Annotated in this window: 18 protein-coding genes; 13 read left to right on the top strand and 5 right to left on the bottom strand. The window is 73.1% G+C overall.

Going from position 1 to position 26,760, the window contains the following annotated elements:
- Positions 1-270: 270 nt before the first annotated feature.
- Positions 271-1,479, bottom strand: coding sequence for a nucleotide sugar dehydrogenase (locus ABZ478_RS03845; RefSeq protein WP_359545093.1), 1,209 nt, complete (start codon positions 1,477-1,479; stop codon positions 271-273).
- A 287-nt stretch (positions 1,480-1,766) separates the two neighbouring features.
- Between ABZ478_RS03845 and ABZ478_RS03850 the strand changes: the two genes are divergently transcribed.
- The 9 genes from ABZ478_RS03850 (at position 1,767) to ABZ478_RS03890 (ending at position 18,689) form a co-directional block, all read left to right on the top strand.
- Positions 1,767-3,473: a glycerol-3-phosphate dehydrogenase/oxidase gene (locus ABZ478_RS03850; protein WP_359545095.1), complete on the top strand. Its 1,707-nt coding sequence runs from the start codon at positions 1,767-1,769 to the stop codon at positions 3,471-3,473.
- Positions 3,474-3,786: 313 nt separating this feature from the next.
- Positions 3,787-5,826 (top strand): serine/threonine-protein kinase, encoded by a 2,040-nt coding sequence (locus ABZ478_RS03855; RefSeq protein ID WP_359545097.1) that lies wholly within the window; start codon positions 3,787-3,789, stop codon positions 5,824-5,826.
- Positions 5,827-5,990: 164 nt separating this feature from the next.
- The gene (locus tag ABZ478_RS03860) at positions 5,991-8,786 is read left to right on the top strand and encodes a protein kinase (RefSeq protein ID WP_359545098.1); all 2,796 of its coding nucleotides are present in this window, start codon (positions 5,991-5,993) and stop codon (positions 8,784-8,786) included.
- 162 nt (positions 8,787-8,948) lie between these two features.
- Complete coding sequence (locus ABZ478_RS03865) at positions 8,949-10,664, top strand: serine/threonine-protein kinase (protein ID WP_359545100.1); 1,716 nt, start codon at positions 8,949-8,951, stop codon at positions 10,662-10,664.
- A 70-nt stretch (positions 10,665-10,734) separates the two neighbouring features.
- On the top strand, positions 10,735-12,405 hold the full coding sequence (locus ABZ478_RS03870; RefSeq protein WP_359545102.1) for a protein kinase: 1,671 nt from the start codon (positions 10,735-10,737) through the stop codon (positions 12,403-12,405).
- Positions 12,406-12,483: 78 nt separating this feature from the next.
- Positions 12,484-14,151, top strand: a complete 1,668-nt coding sequence (locus ABZ478_RS03875) for a serine/threonine-protein kinase (protein WP_359545103.1) — start codon at positions 12,484-12,486, stop codon at positions 14,149-14,151.
- A 73-nt stretch (positions 14,152-14,224) separates the two neighbouring features.
- On the top strand, positions 14,225-15,025 hold the full coding sequence (locus ABZ478_RS03880; protein WP_359545105.1) for a serine/threonine-protein kinase: 801 nt from the start codon (positions 14,225-14,227) through the stop codon (positions 15,023-15,025).
- A gap of 193 nt (positions 15,026-15,218) precedes the next feature.
- Positions 15,219-16,832: a succinic semialdehyde dehydrogenase gene (locus ABZ478_RS03885; RefSeq protein ID WP_359545107.1), complete on the top strand. Its 1,614-nt coding sequence runs from the start codon at positions 15,219-15,221 to the stop codon at positions 16,830-16,832.
- Between the two features lie 51 nt (positions 16,833-16,883).
- Entirely contained in the window at positions 16,884-18,689 is a 1,806-nt protein-coding gene (locus tag ABZ478_RS03890) for a GMC family oxidoreductase (RefSeq protein ID WP_359545108.1), read from the top strand.
- Between the two features lie 598 nt (positions 18,690-19,287).
- On the opposite strand, the gene ABZ478_RS03895 is transcribed toward ABZ478_RS03890, so the two are convergent.
- The gene (locus ABZ478_RS03895) at positions 19,288-19,545 is read right to left on the bottom strand and encodes a chorismate mutase (RefSeq protein ID WP_199211648.1); all 258 of its coding nucleotides are present in this window, start codon (positions 19,543-19,545) and stop codon (positions 19,288-19,290) included.
- Between the two features lie 287 nt (positions 19,546-19,832).
- Between ABZ478_RS03895 and guaA the strand changes: the two genes are divergently transcribed.
- Positions 19,833-21,413 (top strand): glutamine-hydrolyzing GMP synthase, encoded by a 1,581-nt coding sequence (gene guaA / locus ABZ478_RS03900; protein ID WP_359545110.1) that lies wholly within the window; start codon positions 19,833-19,835, stop codon positions 21,411-21,413.
- Positions 21,414-21,430: 17 nt separating this feature from the next.
- Here the strand turns inward: guaA and ABZ478_RS03905 are convergent, their stop codons facing one another.
- A complete protein-coding gene (locus ABZ478_RS03905) occupies positions 21,431-21,898 on the bottom strand; it encodes a pyridoxamine 5'-phosphate oxidase family protein (RefSeq protein ID WP_359545111.1) in 468 nt (155 codons plus the stop codon).
- Between the two features lie 141 nt (positions 21,899-22,039).
- Here ABZ478_RS03905 and ABZ478_RS03910 point away from each other — a divergent pair, with 141 nt between their 5' ends.
- From ABZ478_RS03910 to ABZ478_RS03920, 3 genes are all read left to right on the top strand, one after another.
- A complete protein-coding gene (locus ABZ478_RS03910) occupies positions 22,040-22,834 on the top strand; it encodes a class II aldolase/adducin family protein (RefSeq protein WP_359545113.1) in 795 nt (264 codons plus the stop codon).
- 190 nt (positions 22,835-23,024) lie between these two features.
- Positions 23,025-24,305: a hypothetical protein gene (locus ABZ478_RS03915; RefSeq protein ID WP_359545114.1), complete on the top strand. Its 1,281-nt coding sequence runs from the start codon at positions 23,025-23,027 to the stop codon at positions 24,303-24,305.
- Positions 24,306-24,495: 190 nt separating this feature from the next.
- Positions 24,496-25,026, top strand: a complete 531-nt coding sequence (locus ABZ478_RS03920; protein WP_358935344.1) for a TQO small subunit DoxD — start codon at positions 24,496-24,498, stop codon at positions 25,024-25,026.
- Here the strand turns inward: ABZ478_RS03920 and ABZ478_RS03925 are convergent.
- Together ABZ478_RS03925 and ABZ478_RS03930 are read right to left on the bottom strand one after the other, a co-directional pair.
- A complete protein-coding gene (locus ABZ478_RS03925) occupies positions 25,017-25,232 on the bottom strand; it encodes a hypothetical protein (RefSeq protein WP_359545116.1) in 216 nt (71 codons plus the stop codon). The two genes, ABZ478_RS03920 and ABZ478_RS03925, sit on opposite strands and share 10 nt — an antisense overlap.
- Positions 25,219-26,703: a PspC domain-containing protein gene (locus tag ABZ478_RS03930; RefSeq protein WP_359545118.1), complete on the bottom strand. Its 1,485-nt coding sequence runs from the start codon at positions 26,701-26,703 to the stop codon at positions 25,219-25,221. The genes ABZ478_RS03925 and ABZ478_RS03930 overlap by 14 nt, the downstream gene beginning before the upstream one ends.
- Positions 26,704-26,760: the final 57 nt, after the last annotated feature.

Raw genomic sequence — 26,760 nt, forward strand, 5'->3', positions numbered from 1 at the left:
CGTGGAAGGAGGCGCCCATGGGACGCCACCGCAAGCCCAACCGATGGGACCGTGTCCGGCTTCGGCTCGTGAAGTGCCGGAGGAGGTGGATCTTGCGGATTTACGGGCGATGAGCGGCCACCCCTACAGCAACCAGGGGTGGACACTCCGTACCTCGCTCAGGAGCCTGCCGCAGTGACCCCTGCGGTGGGCTCCACCGCTCCGTACGGTAGCCGTGGTTTCCCCTCTCACGCCACCGGCACCGCCGGCCGGCGCGTCCACGCGCCCCCTTCACAACCGGTGCGCCGCCCCCGTGGGGGCCGCGCCCCGGGTGTCCAGGAGGAGCTGCGCCTTCACCGACAGGCCCTGCAGGTCGTACGTGCGGTGGTGCTGGAGCAGGATCGTCAGGTCGGCGTCGGAGACCGCCTCGTACAGGGCGTCGGCCCGGGGGACCGGGCGGTCGAGGACGCTCCATGCGTGCACGTACGGGTCGTGGAAGCTCACGGACGCGCCCAGCTCGGTCAGCCGCACAGCGATCTCGCGCGCGGGCGTGCCCTGGAGGTCGGCGATGTCGGGTTTGTAGGTGACGCCGAGCAGCAGAACGCGCGCCCCGCGCGCGGACTTGCCGTGCTCGTTGAGGAGGGTGGCGGCGCGCCGGACGACGTACTCGGGCATGCGGTGGTTGACCTGCTGGGCGAGTTCCACCATGCGCAGGGTGCGGGTGGCGTGGCCGGTCAGGTCCTGGGGGAGACCGTGGCCGCCGACGCCCGGGCCCGGCCGGAAGGCCTGGAAGCCGAACGGCTTGGTCTCCGCGCAGCGGACGACGTCCCACAGGTCGACGCCCAGCTCGTGGCAGAGCACGGCCATCTCGTTGACCAGCGCGATGTTGACGTGCCGGTAGTTCGTCTCCAGCAACTGCACCGTCTCCGCCTCGCGCAGCCCGCGCGCGCGGACCACCTTGTCGGTCAGCCGCCCGTAGAAGGCGGCGGCCGACTCGGTGCAGGCCGGGGTGAGGCCCCCGATGACCTTGGGTGTGTTCGCGGGGTTGCGGTCGCGGTTGCCGGGGTCGACCCGGCTGGGCGAGTAGGCGAGGTGGAAGTCGCGCCCGGCGCGGAGTCCGGAGCCCTCCTCCAGCAGGGGGCGCAGGAACCCGTCGGTGGTCCCGGGCAGCACGGGTGACTCCAGGATGACCGTGGTGTGCGGGCGGAGCCGTTCGGCGAGCGTGCGGGCGGCGCCCTCCACCTGGCCGAGGTCGATCCCGCCGTCGGCACCGCGCGGAGTGGGCGCGCAGATGACCGCGGTGCGCACCCGGCCGAGCTGCGCCGGGTCGGTGCCGGGGCGGAAGCCGGTGGAGCGCATCCGGCGCAGCTCGGCGGGGCTGAGCGAGCCGGCCTCGGGGCCGGTGGCGAACCCGATGGTCGGGATGCCTGCGGCGACGGCGGCCTGGGCGAGCGGCAGGCCGTACGGACCGAGTCCGATCACGGCGAGGTCTGCGGGCATGGGGCGTGGGCCGTCCTTCCCAGTAGCCGAAGCGGGACAGGTGCGCAACCGCTGTGGGCAGCATGTACGAGCGCACTGTCACACTAGGAGTAAATATGACCGTGATGTGGGATTGTGTTCGTGTGTCTCCCGGGTGGTTCCGCGCACGTTGTCCACAGGTCGTGGGCGCGTGGTGGCCGGCACAGGGCGAGCCGGTCAGAATTTGGGCATGAGGAGGGGATGAACGGGCTTCGCCCCACCGCGGGTGCGGCCGACGCGAGCGAGACGTTCGACAGCGGGAGGCAGCGGTGAGGACAGCGACTCTGGGCCCGGAGCAGCGCGCCGAGGCACTGGCGGCGATGGCGGAACGCGAGCTGGACGTGCTGGTGGTCGGCGGCGGAGTGGTGGGCGCCGGCACCGCGCTGGACGCCGTCACCCGCGGTCTGTCCACCGGCCTGGTCGAGGCCCGTGACTGGGCGTCCGGCACCTCCAGCAGGTCCAGCAAGCTCGTCCACGGCGGCCTGCGCTATCTGGAGATGCTCGACTTCGCCCTCGTCCGCGAGGCGCTGAAGGAGCGCGGCCTGCTGCTGGAACGGCTCGCCCCGCACCTGGTCAAACCGGTGCCGTTCCTCTACCCCCTCCAGCACAAGGGCTGGGAGCGGGTGTACGCCGGGTCGGGCGTCGCGCTCTACGACGCGATGTCGATGGCCCGCGGGCACGGCCGTGGCCTGCCCCTGCACCGGCACCTGACCCGCCGTCACGCCCTGCGCGTCGCGCCCTGTCTGAAGAAGGACGCACTGGTCGGCGCGCTGCAGTACTACGACGCCCAGATGGACGACGCCCGCTTCGTCACCAATCTGGTGCGCACGGCGGTGTCCTACGGCGCGCGGGTCGCCAACCGGGCGCGCGTGACCGGGTTCCTGCGCGAGGGCGAGCGGGTCGTCGGCGCCCGGGTGCGGGACGTGGAGGGCGGCGGCGAGTACGAGATCCGCGCCAAGCAGGTCGTCAACGCCACCGGTGTGTGGACCGACGACACCCAGGCCATGGTGGGGGAGCGGGGCCAGTTCCACGTCCGTGCCTCCAAGGGCATCCACCTGGTCGTGCCGAAGGACCGCATCCACTCCACCACCGGCCTGATCCTGCGCACCGAGAAGTCGGTCCTGTTCGTCATCCCCTGGGGCCGGCACTGGATCGTCGGCACCACGGACACCGGCTGGGACCTCGACAAGGCCCACCCGGCCGCCTCCAGCGCCGACATCGACTACCTGCTGGAGCACGTCAACTCGGTGCTCGCCGTGCCGCTGCGCCGCGACGACGTGCAGGGCGTGTACGCCGGACTGCGCCCGCTGCTGGCCGGTGAGTCGGACGCCACCAGCAAGCTGTCCCGCGAGCACACCGTGGCGCATCCGGCGCCGGGTCTTGTGGTCGTGGCGGGCGGCAAGTACACGACGTACCGGGTGATGGCGAAGGACGCCGTCGACGAGGCCGTGCACGGGCTCGACATGCGCGTCGCCGACTGCGTCACCGAGGAGATCCCGCTGCTCGGCGCCGAGGGCTACCGGGCCATGTGGAACGCCCGGGCGCGGATAGCCGCTCGCACCGGCCTGCACGTGGTCCGGGTGGAGCACCTGCTGAACCGGTACGGCTCCATGGCGGAGGAGATCCTGGACCTCGTCGCCGCCGACCCCACTCTGGGCGAGCCGCTGCAGGCCGCCGACGACTATCTGCGCGCCGAGGTCGTGTACGCCGCCTCGCACGAGGGCGCCCGGCACCTGGACGACGTGCTCACCCGCCGCACCCGTATCTCCATCGAGACCTTCGACCGGGGCACCCGCAGCGCCCGCGAGGCCGCCGAGCTGATGGCGCCCGTCCTCGGCTGGGACAAGGGCCAGATCGAGCGCGAGGTGGAGCACTACGAGAAGCGGGTGGAGGCCGAGCGGGAGTCCCAGCTCCAGCCGGACGACCTGACGGCGGACGCCGCCCGGCTGGGGGCGCCGGACATCGTGCCGCTGTAGCCGGAACCGCCGTAGTCGGAACCACCCGGACGGGTGACCCGGGCCGGGATCTCCACCGGGAGCCCGGCCGTTGTACCCGGTGAGAGGGCGAATCCGGCGAAGGCGGGGCGGGTTCCGGGCGGCTCGGGAGCCGCGTCCGGCGGGTGCTCGGCGGGGGAAAGGGGCGCATGGTCTGACGCGGGCTCAAGGGGACGGTGCGACGGGTGTTCCGGTGTGTGCGGCCCCGGCGCGGCAGGGGGCACCCTGGGCGTCGGCCACTTGTCGGGTGAGAGACAATGGAGGTTCTGTCAGGGCGGGTTGCATGAGGGGACGCATGTCGGAGGCGGAGCGGGCGGGAACATCCCGTCAGGAGACTCGTCAGGGCAAGAACGAGCGGCGTCTCCTCGCCGGGCGGTACCGGCTGGGAGACGTGCTGGGCCGCGGTGGTATGGGAACGGTCTGGCGCGCCGAGGACGAGACCCTCGGCCGTACGGTCGCCGTCAAGGAGCTGCGGTTCCCGTCGAACATCGACGAGGAGGAGAAGCGGCGCCTGATCACGCGCACTCTGCGCGAGGCCAAGGCGATCGCCCGGATCCGCAACAACAGCGCGGTGACGGTCTTCGACGTGGTCGAGGAGGACGACCGGCCGTGGATCGTCATGGAACTGGTCGAGGGCAAGTCCCTGGCCGAGGTCATCCGTGAGGACGGCCTGCTGGAGCCCAAGCGCGCCGCCGAGGTGGGTCTCGCCGTCCTCGACGTGCTGCGCTCCGCGCACCGCGAAGGCATCCTGCACCGGGACGTGAAGCCGTCAAACGTGCTGATCGCCGAGGACGGCCGGGTCGTGCTCACCGACTTCGGCATCGCGCAGGTCGAGGGCGACCCGTCCATCACGTCCACCGGCATGCTGGTCGGCGCCCCCTCCTACATCTCCCCGGAGCGCGCCCGCGGGCACAAGCCCGGTCCCGCGGCCGACCTGTGGTCCCTGGGCGGCCTGCTGTACGCGTCGGTCGAGGGGCTGCCGCCGTACGACAAGGGTTCGGCGATCGCCACGCTCACCGCGGTGATGACCGAGCCCCTGGAGGAGCCCAAGAACGCGGGCCCGCTCCGGGACGTCATCTACGGTCTGCTCACCAAGGACCCGGCGCAGCGTCTCGACGACGCGGGCGCCCGCACCATGCTCAACGCGGTGATCCACGCGCCCGGGCCGGAGTCGATGGACGCCACCCGTGTCGTTCCGCTGCCGGCCCAGCCCGGCGGGCCGGAGGGCAAGCGGGGCGAGGAGGCCGGGGAGAAGCTGCGCGGGGCGCTGCGCTCGGTCCGCAAGGCGGCCGGGGCGGCCACCGCGGCGGCGGCCGTGCGGGCGAAGAACAACGGCGGAACGGCCGCTTCGGGTACCGGCGGTCCGGTTGCCGAGGGCGGTGCGGGCGCCGCGGAGCGCGGGCAGGCCCCCGGCGCCGCTGCCGGCGCCGGTTCGCGGGGACGGCAGGCGGGTCCCGCCCAGGGCTCCCCGGCCGTGCCGAACTCCGCCGCGACCAAGCCGAGCTCCGGGTGGCCCGTGGTGCCGCCGCCGGACCTGGACCTGCCGTCGCGGACGGTGCCCAGGGCGCCGCTCACCGACGTGGTGCCCAGGCGGACCCTGGTGATCATCGCGGTCGTGGTCGCGCTGGCGGTGATCGGCACGGTGCTGGCCCTCGTCTTCGGCGGCGGCGACAACAAGGGCGACGACCGCGGAAGCGGTGCCAAGGCCGCGCCGAGCGCAAGTGCCTCCGTCAAGGAGGACAAGGACACGGGCGGCAAGAGCAGCCCCGGCGACGGCACGAAGACCGACGGGGACGCCTCGGCCTCCGCCTCGACGGGCTCGTCGTCGGACGACGCGGCGAGCGCGAGCGCCTCCGGCGACGAGGACTCCGGCTCGTCCGGCTCCAAGGACGGCGGCAGCGCGCCCGTCGAGTCGACCCACAAGGGCGGCCAGGGATACTCGATAGGGCTGCCCAAGGGCTGGAAGTACCAGTCGACCGGTGCCGCCGGCGACCGCTACACCGGGCCCGACGGACAGAAGTTGCTCGTCGCCTGGACCAGCACGCCCAAGAACGACCCGGTGGCGGACTGGAAGAACCAGGAGCGTGGCATGGTGCGTTCCCAGTACCAGAAGATCCGCATAGAGCAGGTCGACTACCGCGGCTGGAACACCGCCGACTGGGAGTTCACCTACTCCGAGGGCGGCACCAAGTACCGCACGATCGACCGGGGGTTCGTGGTGAACGGGCATCTCGGTCACGCGCTGATGTACACCGCCAAGGCCGCGAAGTGGCACGGCGACCTGCGCGAGGACACCTGGCGGACGCTGACGAAGTCCTTCGAGCCCAAGTCGTGACATGACCCGGCCCGGTTCGGATACGTGAGAATCCGTCATCCCCTCAATGCGGGTTGCCTCCGGCACGTATCGTGAATGGTTGCGGACCGTACGGAGCCGGATGCGGATGCGGAACGGACCGTAGGGGAACGGATCTGAACGACCAGGCGGCCGGGGGAGGCAACGTGGACGACTACGCGGGCCGGGTGCTCGCCGACCGCTACCGCCTGCCGCTGCTGCCGTCCGACGAGTACGAGCTGACCGAGACCCGGGCGTTCGACACCTACAGCGGCCAGGAGGTGCTGGTCCGTCAGGTGCCGCTGCCCGAGGTCGTCGAGGCCGAGGTGCTCGACTCCGAGGGGCTGCCCGAGGGCTTCACCGCCCGGGACCGCGGCACCCGCCGCTCATCCGCCGCCCGTACGGCCACCCGACGCCCTTCGGATCCCGCGGTGCGGCGCGCCGTCGAGGCCGCGCAGGCGGCGGCCCGCATCCCGGATCATCCGCGCCTGGACCAGGTCTTCGACGTGTTCGCCGAGGGCGGCTCGCTGTGGATCGTCAGCGAGTGGGTGGCGGCCCGGCCGCTGTCCGCGCTGCTGGCCGAGCAGCCGCTGGCGCCGTACCGGGCGGCCGAGGTCGCCTCCGACGTTCTGATGGCGCTGCGCGTGCTGCACGCCCACGGCTGGACGCACCGCAACATCACCGCCCGCACGGTCCTCGTCTGTGACGACGGCCGGGTGATGCTGACCGGACTCGCGGTCGGCGCGGCGGAGGAGGCGCTGTGCGGATACGACCCGGTGCCGGCCCAGGACGGGCCGCACGACCCGTACGGGCCGGCCGGTGACGGCGGCGGCATGGACGCCCGGGCCCTCGGTGGACAGTCGCCCGGCGCCCCCGGTGCTCGCGGCGGCCCGGCTGTGCCCGGCAGCTCCGGGAGCCAGGGGTTCGGCGGCGCGCTCGGACCCGCCGCGGCCGTTCCGTCCCCCGACGCCGATCCCGAGGCCGCGCGGCGGGCCGCGATCCAGGCGCGGGCGGCCGGCGGAATGCCGGTGCCGGGGGGCGCTCCCCCCGGGACCGTCCCTGTTCCGCCGTCCGGGCGCAGGGCCCTGGAGACCGGGGACGACGTCCGTGCCGCCCGCGCCGGGGCCATAGCCGCCTACCGTGCCGGGACGCGGGCCGCGGCGCGGGTGCAGGAAGCCCAGCAGAACGGCCGCGCCGCCCTGCCCGGCGCCCGTCCGCCCGCCGAGGGCGACACCGGTGCCGCGGGCGCGGGGCGGCCGCCGTACTCCGCCGACCGGACCGCCGTCCCGCCCGGCCGGACGGCCGAACCCCATGGCGCGCCCGGCACCGCCTGGCACGGTGCCGCACCGCGCACCGGCCCGGCCGGCGACCCGCCGCGACCGGGTCTGCCGCCCGGCGGCGACGACACGACCGCCGGGTCAGGGCGCCTGCCCGTGCCCGGCCGGTCACCCGCGCCTGCCTACGACGCTTCCGGTCCCGGCGTGGTCCCGGGCTGGACGCCCGCTCCCGGGCAGGCGCCCGCACCCGGATACGGAGCTTCCGGCCCCGGGCAGGCGCCCGCGCCCGGTTACGCGGCTTCCGGTCCCGGCCACGGCGCCATGGTCCCGGGCCAGGCGTCCGCTTCCGGTCTCGGCGCCGCCTCGGAGACATCCGCCGACCCCTCCGCCGCGGGATCCCGTTGGGACGACCCCGGCGCCGGGAGCGGTGCCGTGCGCCGTGGCCCCGGTACCGCGCTTGCCGCCGAGCGGGCCAGGCAGGTGCGGATGACCGTGGTGGGGCCGGTCACCGAACGCTGGGCGCCGGAGCAGGCGGGCCCCGTGCACGAGAACTGGCAGCTTGCCGCGCCGATCGGACCCGCCACCGACCTCTGGGCGCTGGGCGCGCTGCTCTTCCGCGCCGTCCAGGGGCACGCCCCCTACCCCGAGGAGTCCACCGCAGAGCTGGTGCAGCTCGTGTGCGCGGAGCCGCCCGCCTTCGCCGAGGAGTGCGGCCCGCTGCGCCCTGTCGTGGAGTCGTTGCTGCGTCAGGACCCCACCGACCGGCCGGACTTCGAGGAGCTGAGCGGCTGGCTGCGCTCCCTGGTGCGCTCGGCGCCCGAGCCGGACGCCGGTACGCATGTGGTGCCCGTGCCGCCCGCGGACCCCAAGCGGCTGCCGATCGTCCGGCGGCGGGGCGAACTGGTACGGCGGCGGCGTGCCCGGGTGCCCGCGGCCCACCCGCACGGCCGGCACAAGCGCGCCTCGGAACAGGCCCGTTCGCCCCGCAGCCTCGGCCGGCTGCTGCTCCTGCTCATCCTGCTCCTGCTGGCCGGCGCCGTGGCGTACGCGATGCTGTTCATGCCCAAGCAGGGCGAGAGCGGCGCGACGGGCGGCGACCGCACCGGCAGCGCCGGTCAGGCGAGTTCCGCCCCCTCGCCCTCCGAGCGGCCGTCCTCCGGGCGGCCGTCCGACCCCGGCCCCTCGGCGTCCGCACCCGCCGCCGAGACCCAGACCGGCGGCGACCCCTCCGTCGCCGACGGTTTCACCCTGCGCAAGGATCCGGACGGCTTCCGCATCGCCGTAGCCAAGGGCTGGGACCGCACGCCGAAGAACGGCAGCGGCCAAACCGTATACACCCACGGCAACTTCGAGTTGCTCGTCGTGCCCGGACGGGACGGCACGGGCACCTACGGCAGCGATCCGATGATCTACCAGCGGGACAAGGAGCGCGAGCTCCAGCCGTACCGGGACTCGAGCTGGGCCACGGCCACCGGCCTGCGGACCATCGAGGTGGGCGGACGGACCATGGCCGAGGGCCAGTTCACCTGGACCGACGGACAGGGCCGCGACCGGTACGTGCGCAACATGGCGATCCTGCTGAACGGCCGCTACCACATCGTCCAGGTCCGGGGCCCGGAGGCCGAACGCGACGAGGTGACACGGCTGTACGAGCAAGCTACCGCGACGTACCGCTACACAGGTTGAGCGCCCCGTATACCGCCTGTGTGAAACGTGGTTGGGCACCGCCCGCGCGCCGGATACGGCAACCGTCACAGGACTGTCACCTTGGTACCCCTCGTGTTCCCAGGGGGAGGGTCGGTCCTTAGTCTGACCCTGTCAATAGCATTGCGGGGCAACGTGAATCAGATGCAGGGCCTGCTCATAGCGGGCCGCTACCGGCTCGCCGAATCCATCGGCAGCGGCGGCATGGGCCGGGTGTGGCGCGCCCACGACGAGGTGCTGCACCGGCAGGTGGCCGTCAAGGAGCTGACCGCGGCGCTCTACGTCTCCGACAGCGACCGGGCCGTCCTGCTGGCCCGCACCCGGGCCGAGGCGCGGGCCGCCGCACGCATCAACCACTCCGCCGTCGTCACCGTCCACGACGTGCTGGAGCACGACGGCCGCCCGTGGATCGTGATGGAGCTGGTCGAGGGCCACTCGCTGGCCGACGCGGTCAAGGAGCGCGGCCGTCTCGAACCCTCCGAGGCCGCGCGGATCGGCCTGTGGGTGCTGCGGGCCCTGCGCGCCGCGCACTCGGCCGGCGTACTGCACCGGGACATCAAGCCCGGCAACGTCCTCCTCGGCCGGGACGGCCGGGTCCTGCTCACCGACTTCGGCATAGCCCAGATCGAGGGCGACTCCACCATCACCCGCACCGGTGAGGTCGTCGGCTCGGTCGACTACCTCGCGCCCGAGCGGGTGCGCGGCCACGACCCGGGCCCGTCCTCGGACCTGTGGGCGCTCGGGGCCACGCTGTACACGGCGGTCGAGGGACGCTCGCCGTTCCGCCGCACCTCGCCGCTGAGCACCATGCAGGCGGTCGTCGAGGAGGAGGCGGAGCAGCCCCGCAACGCCGGTCCGCTCACCCCCGTCATCGCCGCCCTGCTGCACAAGGAACCGGCCCAGCGGCCGGGCGCGGAGGAAGCCGAGCGCATGCTCGCCGAGGCTGCGCAGGGCCGCCGACCGCACACCACGCAGGCGTTCGTACCGGCGCAGGGCACGGGCACGCACGACGGCGGGACGGGCAACACCGGATACGGTCACGCCGGTTACCACTCCGGAGGAACCACACGCGGTCACGTCCCCGGCGCACCGACGGCCGGGAGCCGTGCCATGACCGGGTCGACGGCCGTGGCCCCCGCACCCGTGGGCATGCCGACCCGGCCCCGGCGCCGGCTGCGCGCCCTCGCGCTGGTCGTCGCCGCCGCGGCCGTGCTCGGAGGCGGCGCGGCCGTCGTCTTCCAGCAGTGGGGCGGATCGGAGCGCGGCACCGGCGCGAGCGGGGGCACGAACCGGCTCCCGCCGTCGCCCTCCGCCAGCGGCAGCGGCGACAGCAGCGCCACACCCCGCCCCGGCGGAGTCGTGCCCGCCTCCTGGCAGGCGTACCACGACCCGTGGGGCTTCACCGTGTACCTGCCCAAGGGCTGGTCGCGCAGGATCGTGGAGGCGCAGGGGGTCGATGCCGACCCCGACCTTCGGCAGGTCGACTACACGCCCGACGGCGGTAAGCACTTCCTGCGCGTCGCCATCGACACCAGCTCGGACTTCGCCAACGCCCTGGAGCACCAGAAGGACCTGGAGCAGCAGCTCCAGTTCCACTCGCTGGTCAACTACCACCGGGTGACCATGAAGGCGAACACCTACCGCGACCGCGAGGGCTCGCTGTGGGAGATGACCTGGGACGCGCTGGCGAAGGACCCGCCCTATGTGGCCGGGCCCCGGCACGCCATCGAGGAGACGTACTTCTCGCGCGAGGGCACCGAGTACGTGATCTACATGTCGACGCCCGAGGCCGACTGGCCGCGGACGAGCAAGCAGTTCCAGTGGGTGCTGCGGAGCTGGCAGCCGCCGAGCGCCGGCTGACCGGCTCGGGCGCGGCACTTGGCCGGTCACCGACCCGAACGGGTGCGGCCGGTGCGGCATGATGGGCCTCATGGGATCCGACGGGGACGACTTCCGCGTGATCGCGGACCGTTACCGCCTCCAGGAGCGGATCGGGCGCGGCGGCATGGGCGTCGTCTGGCGGGCGAGCGATCAGGTGCTGGGCCGGCTGGTGGCGGTCAAGGAGCTGGCGGCCGACGACTCCCTCCCGGACGACGACGCCCGCCGCCGGCGCGACCGCACCTTCCGTGAGGCGCGGGCGGTCGCGCAGTTGCGGCACCCGCACATCATCGTCGTGCACGACGTCATCGAGCAGGACGAACGTCCTTACCTAGTCATGGAGTTGATCGACGGCGGCTCCCTCGCCGACCGCATCACCAGGCACGGTCCGGTCGACGCCGCCGAGGCCGCCCGGATCGGCGCCGATCTGCTGAGCGCGCTGCGCGTCGCGCACGAGGCCGGCGTGCTGCACCGCGACATCAAGCCCGCGAACGTGCTGCTGGAGTCCGGGACCGGCCGGGTGGTGCTCACCGACTTCGGCATCGCGCAGGTCGCGGGTGCCACCACGCTGACCGAGACCGGCTCCTTCGTCGGCTCGCCCGAGTACACCGCGCCGGAGCGGATGGCGGGGACCCGGACCGGGCCCGAGTCCGACCTGTGGTCGCTGGGCGCGCTGCTGTGCACGGTGCTCAGCGGTGAGTCCCCGTTCCGGCGGGACTCGCTCGGCGGCATCCTGCACGCCGTCGTCGCCGCCGAGATCCGGCCACCCGCCGAGGCCGAGCCGCTGCTGCCCGTCGTACGGGGCCTGCTGGAGCGGGACCCCGACCGGCGGCTGGACGCGGCGGACGCCGAGCGGATGCTGCGTACGTTCCTGGAGACGGGCCGCACACCGGCCGCCCCGGAACCGCCGGCGACGGGCCGCACCCCCAGGCTCGTCGCCCTCGCGGCCCGTGCGGCCGGAGCCGGTCACCCGACGACCGAGCCCGACGGGCCGGGGACGCCCGCCGACCAGCCGACGCCCGAACAGCTCCCGCCCGCACGGCAGTCCTCGCGCGGGGTGCTGATCGCCGCCCTGCTGGTCGCCGCGGTGGCCGGGGCGGGCGTCTCGGCGGCGGCACTGCTGCTGCACCAGGGCGAGGGCGGCGGCAGGCCCGGCGGTACGACGAGCAGCCCGGCGGCGCCGACCAGCAACTCCGCGTCCCCGCCGGACGGCAGCGCCTCGCCGTCGCCCGCGGTCACCGCGAGCAGCGCGCCCGCGGCCTCCCGGCCCCACACCGCCCCCTCCGGATACCGCACCGCCCGGGACCCGGACGGCTTCTCGCTCGCCGTGCCGGAGGACTTCACCCGAGAACGGCAGGGCGAGCGCGTCTTCTACCTGTCCCCGGGGCAGACCTTCCGCCTCGGCGTCAAGGTCTCCCCGCCCGACGCCGGCGGCCCCGCCGCGGTGATGAGCCGGGCGGCCGCGGGGGGCGCCGACACCAACCCCGGCTACCACGACGGCCGGGTGGTCGGGACCACGCACGCCGGACACCCGGCCGCGCTCTGGGAGTTCACCTGGGACGGCTTCAGCGCCGCCGAAGGGCCGCGCCACACCTACGACCTGTGCTGGGAGGAGGACGGCCGGATGTACGACGTGTGGGTGTCGGCGCCGGTCGGACGGGTCCGGGAGGCCCGGGAGTACTTCGACGTGGCCGTGGACACCTTCTCGGTCACGGAACGTTGATTCCCGCCCGGTCACGGCTTCGTGACCGGTTCGTGTTCCCTGTGGTGGCGGACGGCGGTGGCGCGATATGGATGTTCCATGAGCAGTGACGGGGGAGCCGGCCGTACGGCCGACGACACGACGAGTTTTGTTCTGCAACCGCCGAACCCGGTGCAGAACCCGGTGCCGGGCGCACGGCCCGGTGCGGCGCCCCGGCAGGCGGAACAGCAGGCGGTCCAGCGGAGCCAGCACCCCGGCCCGGCCCCCGCCGCTCAGGAGCCTGGCACCGGGCGGCTGATCGCCGGCCGGTACCGGCTGCTCGCCAAGCTCGGCCACGGCGGCATGGGCACCGTGTGGCGGGCCAAGGACGAGATGGTGGACCGCGAGGTCGCGGTGAAGGAGCCCCGCGTGCCGGACCACCTTCCCGAGCGCGAACGAGCCAACGCCTTCGAGCGGATGCGCCGCGAGGCCCGTGCGGCGGCCCGGCTCGACCATCCCGCCGTGGTCAACGTGTACGACGTCGCGGTGGTGGACGGCCGGCCGTGGATCGTGATGGAGCTGGTGCACGGCCGCTCGCTGGGCAGCGCGCTCCAGGAGGGCACGCTGGACGCCCGGGAGGCGGCGCGGATCGGCCTGGAGGTGCTCGGCGCGCTGGAGGCCGCGCACGCGGCGGGCGTCCTGCACCGGGACGTCAAGCCGGACAACGTGCTGCTCGGCCGGTACGGCCGCGTCGTCCTCACGGACTTCGGCATCGCGCAGATCGAGGGCGAGACGAACCTGACCGACACCGGCGGCTTCGTCGGCTCGCCCGAGTACATCGCGCCGGAGCGGGTGCTGGGGCAGCGTCCCGGTCCGGCGAGCGACCTGTGGTCCCTGGGTGTCGTCCTCTACACCGCCACCGAGGGCGTCTCCCCGTTCCGCCGCAGCAACACCCCGGCCACCCTGCAGTCCGTCCTCAACGCCACCCCGGCCGCGCCCGCCGCCGCGCGCGGCCCGCTGGCGGAGGCCGTCAACAGCCTGCTGCGGAAGGAGCCTTCCCGCCGTCCGACGGCGGCCCAGGTCCGGGTGCTGCTGGAGGCGGCCGCCGACCCCCCGGCGCCGGAGCCCACCCAGCGCGTCACGGTCGCCGCGCCGGCCGGCCGCACCCCGCGCCCGGGCCGCAAGGCGTGGCTGGGTGTGGGGGCCGCCGTGGTCGTGGCGGCGGTGGCCGGATACCTCGTCCTCGCCGATCCCTTCGCCGGGCCGCTGCCGGACGGCTGGGCGAAGCGGACCGACGCCGGTCTCGGCGCCACCCTCGCCGTCCCCGCGTCCTACGAGGCAGGGCACCCGGACAAGAACGACTCCGACCGGAGCTGGGTGTCGTACACGGACCCGAGCGGTGCCATCTCGGTCGTGCTGGACCTGACCCGGAAGTCGGAGGACTCCCTCAACACGATCAAGAGCAACGCGGTGGCCCAGATGCACGCCGACGACGAGAAGTTCAAGAACGAGGGCGAGTACAGCCTCGACATGCCCAAGGGTGCGCGGACCCACCCGGACGACAGCACCAAGTACCACGGCAGACAGGCCGCCACGAACACCGTCGAGTACACGACCGACGACTCCCAGTACCCGCGCCCGCGCGAGCTGCGGATCTTCTACTACCGCACCGGCTCCGGTGACCTGTACCGGCTCACCATCGGCTACCCGGGCAAGGGTGACTTCACCGCGCGGGGCCAGGAGGTCGCCAGGGCGGCGATCGCGAACCTGGAGATCAAGAAGCCCTGAGGGACAACGGGCCGGACTCATCGGCCTCCGGCCCCGCTTCACAAGGGCGTGGTGCGCACGATACTCATGTGACATGAGTGAAGACGGCGAACTCCCGCCCGGCGCACGGCTGATCGGTGGACGCTACCGGCTTCTGGCGCGCCTGGGCGCCGGGCCGTCCGGGACCGTATGGCGGGCCCGGGACGAGCAGGAGCAGCGGGACGTCGCCGTCAAGGAGCCCGTACTGCCCGGGCGTCCGGCCGACGACGAGGAGAGCCGCCGGATCGCGCACCGGCTCCACCGGGAGGCGCGGACCGCCGCCCGGGTACGCCATCCCTCGGCCGTCGTCCTGCACGATGTCGTCCTGGACGACGAACTGCCGTGCATCGTCATGGAGTTGGTGGAGGGCGAGTCGCTGCGGGAGATAGTGCGGCGTGGGCCGCTGCCGCCCGCCGAGGCCGCCCGTGTCGGGCTCGCCGTCCTCGGGGCGCTCAGGGCCGCGCACGCCGTGGGGATCGTGCACCGGGACCTCAAGCCCGCCAACGTCCTGATCGAGTCCCGTACCGGGCGGGTCGTCGTCACCGACTTCGGGATCGGGGACGGGCCCGCCGCGGACGTCCCCGCCGGGTTCGCCGCCCCGGAGCGGGCCTCGGGGCCCGGCGCCGGGCCCGCCTCCGACCTGTGGTCCCTCGGTGCGCTGCTCGCCACCGCGGTGGAGGGCGGCGAGGCCGGCCCGCTGCGACCGCTGATGACCCGCCTGCACGCCCCGGACCCGGGCGCGAGGCCGACCGCGGAGGAGGCCTCGGCGGCCCTGGAGGCCTGCGCGGCCATGCCCACCGCCCGCCCGGCGCCCCCGGAGCGACCGCGAACCCTGGCACCCGAGCCGCGCCCCTGACCCGAGCGGTACCGCACCGACGCCACTTCGGCCGTCCCCGCGCCGGAAAAAACCCGGCCCGCCATGATCGTCACTCGACAACGCGCTGATCAGCGCATTTGCTGCCAGTGATCACTGGCGCCATGTGAGCAGTCGGTGAATCCCCGTTACCGACGGGTACCCAAAGCCTCCGCCGCGGCATACCCTGCGCGTCATGACGGACTCGCAGGCCCCGGACATCACTGGTACCAACCCGCTCGCGCCCGCCCCCGAGGGCGTGCGCACCGCCGCCGACGTGGTCACCCCGACGCTGGTGGCCCAGCTCACCAAGGGTGTCGTCGGCTCCGGCCGTACCGCCAACCACACCCCCTTCACCGGCGAGAAGCTGGCCGACCTGCCCGAGTCCACGCCCGAGGACGTGCGACAGGCCTTCGAGGCCGCCCGCGCCGCCCAGGCCGTATGGGAGAAGACCCCGGTGCGGCAGCGCGCCGCCGTCCTGCTCCGCTTCCACGACCTGGTGCTCCAGCGCCAGGCCGAGGTGCTCGACCTCATCCAGCTCGAGACCGGCAAGGCCCGGCTGCACGCGCACGAGGAGGTGCAGGCCGTCGCCGTCGCGGCCCGCCACTACGGCCGCAAGGCCCCCGGTTACCTGCGGGCCAAGCGGCACACCGGCGCCGTGCCCACCCTGACGAAGGTCACCGAACTGCGGCACCCTCGCGGGGTCGTCGGCCAGATCGCCCCCTGGAACTACCCCCTGGAGCTGTCCGTAGGCGACGCGCTGCCCGCCTTCGCCGCCGGCAACGCGGTCGTCATGAAGCCGGACACCGAGACCTGCCTCACCGCGCTCTGGGCCCGTGACCTGCTCATCGAGGCCGGGCTGCCCGAGGGCGTCTTCCAGGTCGTGCTCGGCGAGGGCCCGGTCGTCGGACCCGAACTGGTCAAGCACGCCGACTACGTCTCCTTCACCGGCTCCACCCGCACCGGCCGCGAGGTCGCGCAGGGCGCCGCTGCCCGCCTGGTCGGCGTCTCCCTCGAACTCGGCGGCAAGAACGCCATGCTGGTCCTGGAGGACGCCGACATCGAGAAGGCCGCCGCGGGCGCCGTCCGGGCCTGCTTCTCCTCGGCCGGCCAGCTCTGCATCTCCATCGAGCGGCTGTACGTCCACGAGTCCGTCGCCGACGCCTTCCTGGAGCGCTTCGCCGCCCGCACCCGGGCCATGCGGCTCGGCAACTCCCTCGCCTACGGCGCCGACATGGGCTCGCTGGTCGGGGAGCGGCAGCTCAAGACCGTGGAACGGCACGTCCAGGAGGCCGTCGCCAAGGGCGCCGAGGTGGTCGCGGGCGGCGTGGCCCGCCCGGACATCGGCCCGTACTTCTTCGAGCCGACCATCCTCGACGGCGTCGAGGACTCCATGGCCGTCTGCGAGGAGGAGACCTTCGGTCCGGTCGTCTCGCTGTACCGCTTCAAGACCGAGGACGAGGCGGTCGAGCGCGCCAACTCCACGCCGTACGGCCTGAACGCGTCCGTGTGGACGAAGTCCGCCCGGCGCGGCCTGGACGTCGCCTCCCGGCTGCGCACCGGCACCGTCAACGTCAACGAGGGCTACGCGCCCGCCTACGGCAGCGTCCAGTCCCCGATGGGCGGCATGAAGGACTCCGGCCTCGGCCGCCGCCACGGCTCCGAGGGCATCCTCAAGTACACCGAGGCCCAGACGGTGGCCCGGCAGCGGCTGCTGCCGATGGCGCCGTCGCTGGGGATGGACGACGCGCAGTACGCCCAGTTCATGAGCCGCAGCCTCCGCCTGATGAAGGCCTTCCGCCTCCGCTAGCCCACCCCCGACCCCACAGCCACCAACCCCCGTTCTCGACGAGGAGAGCACGTGTCGCAGGAGAAGTCTGTCCAGACCCGGGACGAGGACGGGTACGACTACGACGTCATCGTGATCGGTTCGGGGTTCGGCGGCTCGGTCTCCGCCCTGCGCCTCACCGAGAAGGGCTACCGGGTGGGCGTGCTGGAGGCCGGCCGCCGCTTCACCCGCGACTCCCTGCCCAGGAACTCCTGGGACCTGAAGAACTACCTCTGGGCCCCGCGGCTCGGCATGTACGGCATCCAGCGCATCCACCTGCTGGGCAATGTGATGGTGCTGGCCGGCGCGGGCGTGGGCGGCGGTTCGCTGAACTACGCCAACACCCTCTACGTCCCGCCGAAGGCCTTCTTCGACGACCCCCAGTGGCGCGGCATCACCGACTGGCAGCAGGAGCTGAAGCCGTACTACGACCAGGCGCAGCGCATGCTCGGCGTGCGGCTCAACCCGACCATGACCCCGTCCGACGTGCACCTGAAGGCGGCGGCCGAGCGGATGGGCGTCGGCGACACCTTCCACCTCGCGCCGGTCGGCGTGTTCTTCGGTGACGGCAAGGACGCCGACGGCGCGGCGCAGGGCAGGCCCGGCGAGCAGGTGGACGACCCGTACTTCGGTGGCGCCGGGCCCGCCCGCAACGCCTGCACCGAGTGCGGCGAGTGCATGACCGGCTGCCGGCACGGCGCGAAGAACACCCTCAACGAGAACTACCTGTACCTCGCCGAGAAGGCCGGCGCGGTGGTCCACCCGATGACGACGGTGGTGTCCGTCACGGACGACTCGCGCGGCGGGTACGCGATCGCGACGCTGCCGACGGACGAGAAGAAGAAGGGCGAGGGGCGGCTGTTCAGCGCGCGGAAGGTCGTGGTCGCGGCCGGCACGTACGGCACCCAGACCCTGCTGCACCGCATGAAGGCGGGCGGCCAGCTGCCTCGGATCTCCGCCCGGCTGGGTGATCTGACCCGCACCAACTCCGAGGCCCTGGTCGGCGCGCAGACCGACAACCGCCGCTACCGCAAGGCGACCGGGGAGCAGCGGGCCGACTTCACACGCGGGGTCGCCATCACGTCCTCGATCCACCCCGACGACAGCACCCACATCGAACCCGTCCGCTACGGCAAGGGCTCCAACTCGATGGGCGGTCTGTCCATCCTCCAGGTCCCCTACGCCGAGGGTTCCTCGCGCGTCCTGGCCTGGCTGGCCAACGCCGCCCGCCACCCCCTGCTCGTCGCCCGCTCGCTGTCCAACCGGCGCTGGTCGGAGCGGACCATCATCGGGCTGGTGATGCAGTCGCTGGACAACTCGCTGACGACCTATCTGAAGCCCGGCGGGGTCGGCAAGGGCCTGCTCACCGCCCGGCAGGGGCACGGCGCACCGAACCCCAAGCAGATCAAGGCCGCCTCCGAGGCCGCCACCGTGCTCGCCGAGGAGATCAACGGCTTCCCGGGCAGCAACGTCGGCGAACTCATGGGCACCCCGCTGACCGCCCACTTCCTCGGCGGCTGCCCCATCGGCGACTCCCCGGAGACGGGTGTGATCGACCCCTACCACCGGCTCTACGGCCACTCCGGCATCTCGGTGGTGGACGGCGCCGCCGTCTCCGCCAACCTGGGCGTCAACCCGTCGCTGACGATCACCGCGCAGGCCGAGCGGGCCATGTCGTACTGGCCGAACAAGGGCGAGGAGGACCCGCGCCCCGCACAGGGAGCGGTGTACGAGCGGCTGAAGCCGGTGGAGCCGCGCGAGCCGGCGGTCCCGGCGGACGCGTTCGGCGCGCTCAGGCTGCCGTTCCTGGGCATCCCGGCGGTACCGCCGAAGAAGTAGCCGGACCCGAAGACGACGAGGAGGACGACGAGGGACCTGCATCCCCCTCCGAACGCAGGTCCCTCGTCTCTTACCGTCTTCTTGATCCGGCAGCAGGTTTGATCCATGAGGCCGGTGAATGGTTGCTTCCGGATTCACCGAATTCTGTGTGGCATGGGTCACATTCGACATGGGCCGGGATCAGGCACGGCGAAGGGCCCCGCGGGACTCGGATCGGGCACGGCGAAGGGCCCCGCGGGACTCGAGCCGCGGGGCCCTCTTTTCGCCGGCACCGGCGCAAGGGCGCGCCGGTGCCCGGGAGCGGCGCCGGGGGGTCGCGCCGCCTGCTCTGTGGTCCTGACCTGGTGCTTCCGCCGGCCGGCCCCGGGCGTCCCCGGAGCCGGCCGTTCTCTTGGATGACCGGGCTGCTGTCCCCTGCCGTCCGGTCACTTCTCCGGAACGAGGTCCCACGGCGTACGGCACGACCCGTCTACGCCTCATCGCTCCGGTGAGCCACGCGTGGTTCTGTCGGGCCCGCCCCTGGCTGGCACGGACAACGGGTTCAACGAAGCGGTGCGGGGGCCGGTCACGCGCCGTACGGGTGAGACCCGGACCGAACTCAGATACGACCCCGGCACAGCTCCAGCATGGTCATCGCCAGCGCGGTGCCCGGCTTGCCGAGCGCCTCGCGGTAGCGGCCGAGGATCTCCATCTCGCGGGACAGGTTCACCCGCCGGCCGCCGGAGGCGATCCGGGTCTCCTGGACGACGGTGGACACGGCCATCCGCTCCTGGATGAGCCCGATGATCCGGTCGTCGAGCGCGTCGATGCGGGTGCGGGCGTCGTCGATGGTCTGTTCCGCGGTGAGGGTGGTCATGTCGGGGCTCCTCGTGGTGGTGGCTGGTGGAGGCCCCGGAACGGCAGAACCCGGGAAAACGACAGGCGCCCCGGGCCTTGTCGGCCCGGGGCGCCTGGTAAGTCGCTTGGCGGTTCGCTCAAGCAGCACGACCATGGCAGCCGGCGGGCCGGGTGCCATAGGTAAAGAGGAAGGTCGAGTGCGCGAGCATGCGGCCAGTATGCCACGGTCCCGTCCGGGGGAGGCCTGCCTGCCCACACCGTTAGACTCGTTAGCACAGACCCCGCCCGACCACCAGAAGGCACCCCGTGTCATCAGCGACTTCAACTGCCGCCTCCCCCGACACCGTCCTGGTCGTCGACTTCGGCGCGCAGTACGCCCAGCTCATCGCCCGTCGCGTCCGCGAGGCGCGGGTCTACAGCGAGATCGTGCCGAGCACCATGCCGGTCCAGGAGATGCTCGCCAAGAACCCCGCGGCGATCATCCTCTCCGGCGGCCCCTCGTCCGTGTACGAGGAGGGCGCCCCCCGGCTCGACCGCGCGCTCTTCGAGGCCGGCGTCCCCGTCTTCGGCATGTGCTACGGCTTCCAGCTCATGTCGCAGGTCCTCGGCGGCACCGTCGACAACACCGGCGCCCGTGAGTACGGCCGCACCGACCTGCACGTCTCCAGGTCCGGCTCCACCCTCTTCGAGGGCACCCCGGACGAGCAGCACGTGTGGATGTCGCACGGCGACGCCTGCTCCGCCGCCCCCGAGGGCTTCGCCGTCACCGCGTCCACCGACGTCGTCCCGGTGGCCGCTTTCGAGAACGACGAGAAGAAGCTGTACGGCGTCCAGTACCACCCCGAGGTCATGCACTCCACGCACGGCCAGCAGGTGCTGGAGCACTTCTTGTACCGGGGGGCGGGCCTGACCCCGTCCTGGACCACCGGCAACGTGATCGAGGAGCAGGTCACCGCGATCCGCGAGCAGGTCGGCGACAAGCGCGCCATCTGCGGCCTGTCCGGTGGCGTGGACTCCGCCGTCGCCGCCGCGCTCGTCGCACGGGCCATCGGCGACCAGCTCACCTGCGTCTACGTCGACCACGGTCTGATGCGCAAGGGCGAGACCGAGCAGGTCGAGAAGGACTTCGTGGCCGCGACCGGCGTCAAGCTGGTCGTCGTGGACGCCGAGGAGCGCTTCCTGACCGCCCTCAAGGGCGTCTCCGACCCGGAGGAGAAGCGCAAGATCATCGGCCGCGAGTTCATCCGCGTCTTCGAGCAGGCTCAGGCCGAGATCATCGCCGACGAGGGCCCGGCCGTGGAGTTCCTGGTCCAGGGCACCCTGTACCCGGACGTGGTCGAGTCCGGCGGCGGCACCGGCACCGCCAACATCAAGTCGCACCACAACGTCGGCGGTCTGCCCGAGGACCTCGAGTTCAAGCTGATCGAGCCGCTGCGCAAGCTGTTCAAGGACGAGGTCCGGATGGTCGGCCAGGAGCTGGGCCTGCCGGAGGAGATCGTCCAGCGCCAGCCCTTCCCGGGCCCCGGCCTCGGCATCCGCATCGTCGGCGAGGTCACCAAGGAGCGCCTCGACCTGCTCCGGGACGCCGACGCCATCGCCCGCGAGGAGCTGACCGCGGCCGGACTGGACCGGGACATCTGGCAGTGCCCGGTGGTCCTGCTCGCGGACGTCCGCAGCGTGGGCGTCCAGGGCGACGGCCGCACCTACGGTCACCCGATCGTGCTGCGCCCGGTCTCCTCCGAGGACGCCATGACCGCCGACTGGTCGCGGCTGCCGTACGACGTCCTCGCCCGCATCTCGACCCGGATCACCAACGAGGTCCGGGACGTCAACCGCGTCGTCCTCGACGTGACCTCGAAGCCGCCGGGCACCATCGAGTGGGAGTGATCCTCTCCCGCTGAGGATCAGGTCCGCCTGAGCGTGCGCACCGGCGCGCCGGGCCGCCAGACCTGGACGACCAGATACGTGTCGTCCTCGACGAAGGTCCGCACGACCTCCGTCAACTCGGTGCGGAAGAGGTGGAACGGCTGCGGCGGTTCCACCTCTTTCACGTACGCGGCCCTGGCCTCGCCCTCCCCGACCTCGTACGCCCGCCCCGCGACCCGCACGTCCCCGCCGCCCATCCCGGTGCCCTCGCCCGGGTTCGCCTGCAGCGTGAAGCGTGGATCGCGGCGCAGATCGAGGGCCTTCAGCGAGCCGGCCATCATGCCCAGCCACAGCTCACCGCCCCGGAAATCGGCCTCCAGGCCCGAGGTGCGCGGGGAGCCGTCCCGGCGCACGGTGGCGAGCACATGATGACGGAAGGCGCCGAAGCGCTGCTCGGTGATCGCCGCCAGCTCCGGTGCGGCGGTGGTGAAGGCTGCCCAGTTCATGCCGGCCAGTCTCACCGGCAAACCGGACACCTTCTGTCGGATATCCGTGGCGCACCTCATCTTTACCAACCAGCGCTGCCCTTTTGCGCTGACCGGCGGTAACTTCCCGCCCGTACCGCAAACCCCCACGCTGGAGGACCCATGCACGGGCCCACGCCGCCCCCTCCGCTGCCCACCGATCAGCTGAAGTTCGCGATGCCGCCGATGCACGACTCGGTCGAGGACGAACGACGGCACCGCAAGGAGCGGCTCGCGGGTGCCCTGCGGATCTTCGGGCGCGCCGGACTCGAGGACGGGGTGTCCGGGCACATCACCGCGCGCGACCCGGAGTACAGCGACTGCTTCTGGGTCAACCCGTTCGGGATGCCGTTCAAGCACGTCACCGTCGGCGACCTCGTCCTCGTCAACCAGGAGGGGCAGGTCGTCGAGGGCCGCTACCACGTCAACCAGGCCGCGTTCACCGTGCACGCCCAGGTGCACGCCGCCCGGCCCGACGTCGTCGCCGTCGCGCACTGCCACTCCGTGCACGGCCGGGCCGTCGCCGCGCTCGGTGACCTGATCGACCCCATCACCCAGGAGAGCTGCGCCTTCTACGAGGACCTGGCGCTGTACGACGCCTACACCGGCGTCAACGTCGACGCCGAGGAGGGCCGTCGCATCGCCGGGGTGCTGGGGCCCCGCAAGGCGCTGGTGCTGCGCAACCACGGGCTGCTGACCGTGGGGAACTCGGTCGACGCGGCGGCCTGGTGGTTCCTGTCCCTGGAACGGTCCTGCCAGGTGCAGCTGATGGCCAGGGCGGCCGGCCGGCCGGTCCTGATCGACCACAAGCTGGCCGTGGCCACCCGTGAACAGCTCGGCGGCGACCTGGTGGCCTGGATCAACTACCAGCCCCTGTGGCAGGACGTCAGCCGCAGCGAACCCGACCTGCTGGACTGACCCCGGGTGCGCTGGGGGCGGCGTCAACACGGCGTTTTGAAGTTCACCCGCCGTGACCCGGACCGGCGGGCCCGGGCCGCCCGGGGTAGGGCACAATTCGCTTTCGTCGCAGGGGAGTTCGCGGCCGGAAATGCGCACTTTGAGTGGCTTCGGTCGTGTCGAGAGGTCGTGGGGAAGGCGGGCGTCGGGCGTGGCGGTGCAAGAGGCCAGACAGAGCACGGGTGCCGACGGCGCCCACGAGGGCGGCTGCGCGTGCGGGGACTGCCCGCACGGGGCCCGGCGGGGGCACCGGCGGGCCGTCGCGGCGTTCCTGCGCGTCCGTGACGAGTTCGCGGCCGGACAGGGCCTGCCGCCGGCCGTGGCCCACTCGGCCTCCGCCTCCCGCCAGTGGGTCTCCGAGGAGCTGACCCAGCGCGCCGAGGAGGTCGCCGAGCGCGGCCGAGCCGAGGGCCAGGCATGGCTCGCGCGGCTGTGGCTGCGGACGGTGTGTGTGGTGGGCGGGGCCGTCCTCGCCCTGCTGCTCGCCGAGTCGCTCACCGCGATCGGCGCGGGCTGGAGCAGTGCCCGCACCGCCGCCCTGCTCGCCGCCTTCGCCGTCGGGGGCGTGCTGGCCGCCGCCTCCTGGTGGCACCGGGCGCGCGGCGGGGTGCTCGCCCCGCTGATCGGCGAGGACAACCGCATGTCCACCTCCCGCACCGTGGCCGCCGGCTGGATCCTCCTCGTGACCTACGCCGTCCTGCTGCTCGCGGGCCGGCTGGCCGCCGCCTCCGGTCACACCGAACGCGACGCGCTGCTCACCGGCCTGGACCTCGCGCGCGGCGCGGGCCTGGCGACGGTGCTCGGCGTGCTGTGCGGCATCGCCGTACTGGTCCGCCGGGTCGTCGGCCTGCGCATCCTCGCCCAGCGGCTGCAGAAGGTACCGGCCCACCGGCCGCGCGCGGCCGACCTGCTGACCGACGACTCCGGCCGGGGCGCCTTCGCCGACATCCAGTACGTCGCCGTGAACACCGTCGCCCTGCTGTTCGCCGCCGTCCGGCTGGCCCGCCGCCCCGACCAGCTCCCCGACCTGCCCTGGGGACTCGCGGTCCTGGTACTGGTCTCCGCCGCGACCTACCTGGCGGGCAAGTACGCGGAGGGCGGCCGACCGGTGATCCTCTCCGTGGTCCGCGCCCGCGAGCCCGGTGACCTGGACGGCCCGATCCGCACCGGCGACGACATCGAGATCCGCGGCACCGGCTTCGTCCCTCCCGGCGCCCACAGCGCCGACCGCCTCTCCCGCACGGTCGTCCGCATCGGTGCCGTCGACGTCCACGTGCCCCTGGTCCCCGTCACCGGCGGCTTCCGCAACCCCACCGACGCCGTCCTGACCGTCCCGGTACCGGTCGAGGTGGAACCCGGCGCGGTGGAGGTGCAGGTGATCACCGCGGGCGGCACGGCGACCAACCGGTGCGTCGTCCAGATCACCGAGTGAGGGACGGGCCGAGCTAGGAGCGGACCGGCGGGCCCCTCCCTTCGTCCGGCCCGGCCATCCGCTCTAATCCGAAGGTCGGAAGTCGGTAAAAGCGGTGAAAGCGTCCCGCAGAGGATTGAACGGTTCCCGCTTGTCATACGTATCGTCGATTGAGGGGTCCGGCACGGCGGGTGAAAGGCGGCTGGCAGCGATGACTCAGGGTATTCGGACGGACACATACACCTCCGATCTGAACGGCATGCGCGGCTGGCGGGACACGGCCACCCGGTACGCCCTCCTTCCGCTTCGCGTCTTCCTCGGCGTGACCTTCGTCTACGCCGGCCTGAACAAGATCACCGACAGCGCCTTCCTCAAGTCCGGCGGCGCCGGGTCGATCGGCGACACCATGCGCGCCGCCCGCGGCTCCGCCGCCCTTCCGGCCCTGATCGACCTGGCACTCAAGAACCCGGTCGGCTTCGGCTTCGCCATCGCCCTCGGCGAGCTCGCCGTCGGCATCGGCACCCTGCTCGGACTGCTCGGCCGGCTGGCGGCCCTCGGCGGCGCGCTGATCTCGCTCAGCCTGTGGCTGACCGTGAGCTGGGCCTCGACGCCGTACTACTACGGCAACGACCTCGCCTACCTGATGGCCTGGCTGCCCCTCGTCCTCGCCGGTGCGCCCTACCTCTCCCTCGACGCGGCCCTCAGGTCGCGCCGACGAGCCAGGGCGGGCGGCTACCGCTGACCACTGCGCGCGGCCTGCCGTCTGCGTACGCCCCGCGCCGCCGCCGTACCGGCGCCGGCCAGGCAGAGTCCGCCCACCACCAGCGGGACGATCAGGAACCACTGGGTGTCCCACAGTCCGGCCGCGTCGCCGGCGTAGAGCCCGCCGGCGGCGGCGAGGAAGAGACCGGCGACCAGCTTCCCCGGCTGGAACTCATGACGCAGCATCGCTGACCTCCACCTGTCCGACGCCCACCCGGAGATCCAGCTCGAGCGTGCCGGCCTTCTTTCCGGAGCCGACCGGTGACAGGGTCACCTCCTGGTGCCTGCCCGGCTTCACGTCCACGTCCTTCCTGCTGTCACCGGGCAACCGGATGTCGCCCACGCCCACGTCGATGCTCATCTTCACGGTCGTGTCCCGCGGCACGATCACCTTCAGCTGCCCGGCGCCCACCTGCGCGTCGGTGGTCACCGTCCGCCCCCTGCCGGGGTGCACGCGGGTCAGGTCCAGGGTGCCGACACCGGTGCCCACGGAGTAGGCGGGCCGCACGTCCGCCGTCGCGGCCGGTCTCCAGGACGTCCGGTTCCAGTGGGTCGCTATGTCCTTCGGCAGGGCCGTGGCGCCCGCCAGCAGCCCCGCGGTGACGATCGCCAGGAACATCGACCCGGCCCCCGTCCGGCCCAGGAACGCGCTGACCGCGATGCCGAGGCCGAAGGCCACCAGCGCCCAGGCCAGGCCGGTCTGGAGGCTGGTGCCCAGTGGGCGCGTGTCCCAGGTCAGCCCGGTGCCCAGTCCGCCGGCCAGCAGGGCGGACAGGAACACCCAGCCGCCGATCCAGCGCGGGCCGCGTGGTCTCGGCGGCTCCGTCCGCGTCGGCTGTGAGGCGCCGGGGTGGGTCCAGGGGAGGCCGATGCCCAGGTCGACGGGGGCGATGTCCCGGTCGCGGGCGTCGGGAGGGCCCCACAGATACCCGGTGCCGCCGACATGGGTGCCGTCCTTGACGATCGGGTCCCGCCACCAGGAGGCGTGGTGAATGGCGATGACCGGCGGCGCCTTGGCCTCCGGCGGGGCGTCGGCCGCGGCCTGCGCGGCGAGCGGATCGGGGTCGGGGGCACCGCGGTGCCGTGACCAGTACCCGGCGCCGGCCAGCAGCAGGGAGAGCACCACGGCGAAGGCGAGTACCCCGCCGTTCTTCAGCATGGTCAGGAAGATCCCGCAGCCGACCAGGGCGAACAGCACGGCGGCCAGCGCCTGTCCGTCGACCCGTCCGGTCAGCAGCTTGCGGACCTCGTTCTCCTCTTCCTCCTCGTACGGCACGAGCAGCCAGGCGAAGCCGTAGAAGATGAGACCGATGCCGCCGGTCGCGGAGAGCACGGCCAGGGTGATCCGGAAGATCACGGGGTCCATGTCGGCCTGCCGTCCGAGCCCCGCGCACACACCCGCGATCACCTTGTGCCGGCGGTCGCGCCGGAGGCGGCCGGGGGCCTCGGCGGTGTCCTGCTCCTCCGCCCTCCGCTCCGTCTTCCGCTCCGCTGTCGTCGTCCGCCCCGCGGTGCCGGTGCCGGTGGCTCCGTCCGCTCCGGTCGCTCCAGTCCCTCCCGTCGCGGCGGGCGCGGCATCCGCCGGCCCGGTGCCCGGGGCCGGGCGCGGGCCGGGACCGGGTCCCGGACCCGTCGCGGCGTGCTCGTGATCCGTCATGTGTCCATGGTGACGGTCCGTCCGCCGCGAGGGCAGTCGGGATGACCCTGGGCGAAC

Origin of the sequence: Streptomyces sp. NPDC005706 (assembly GCF_040631045.1) — a bacterium.
Classification (GTDB): Bacteria; Actinomycetota; Actinomycetes; order Streptomycetales; family Streptomycetaceae; genus Streptomyces.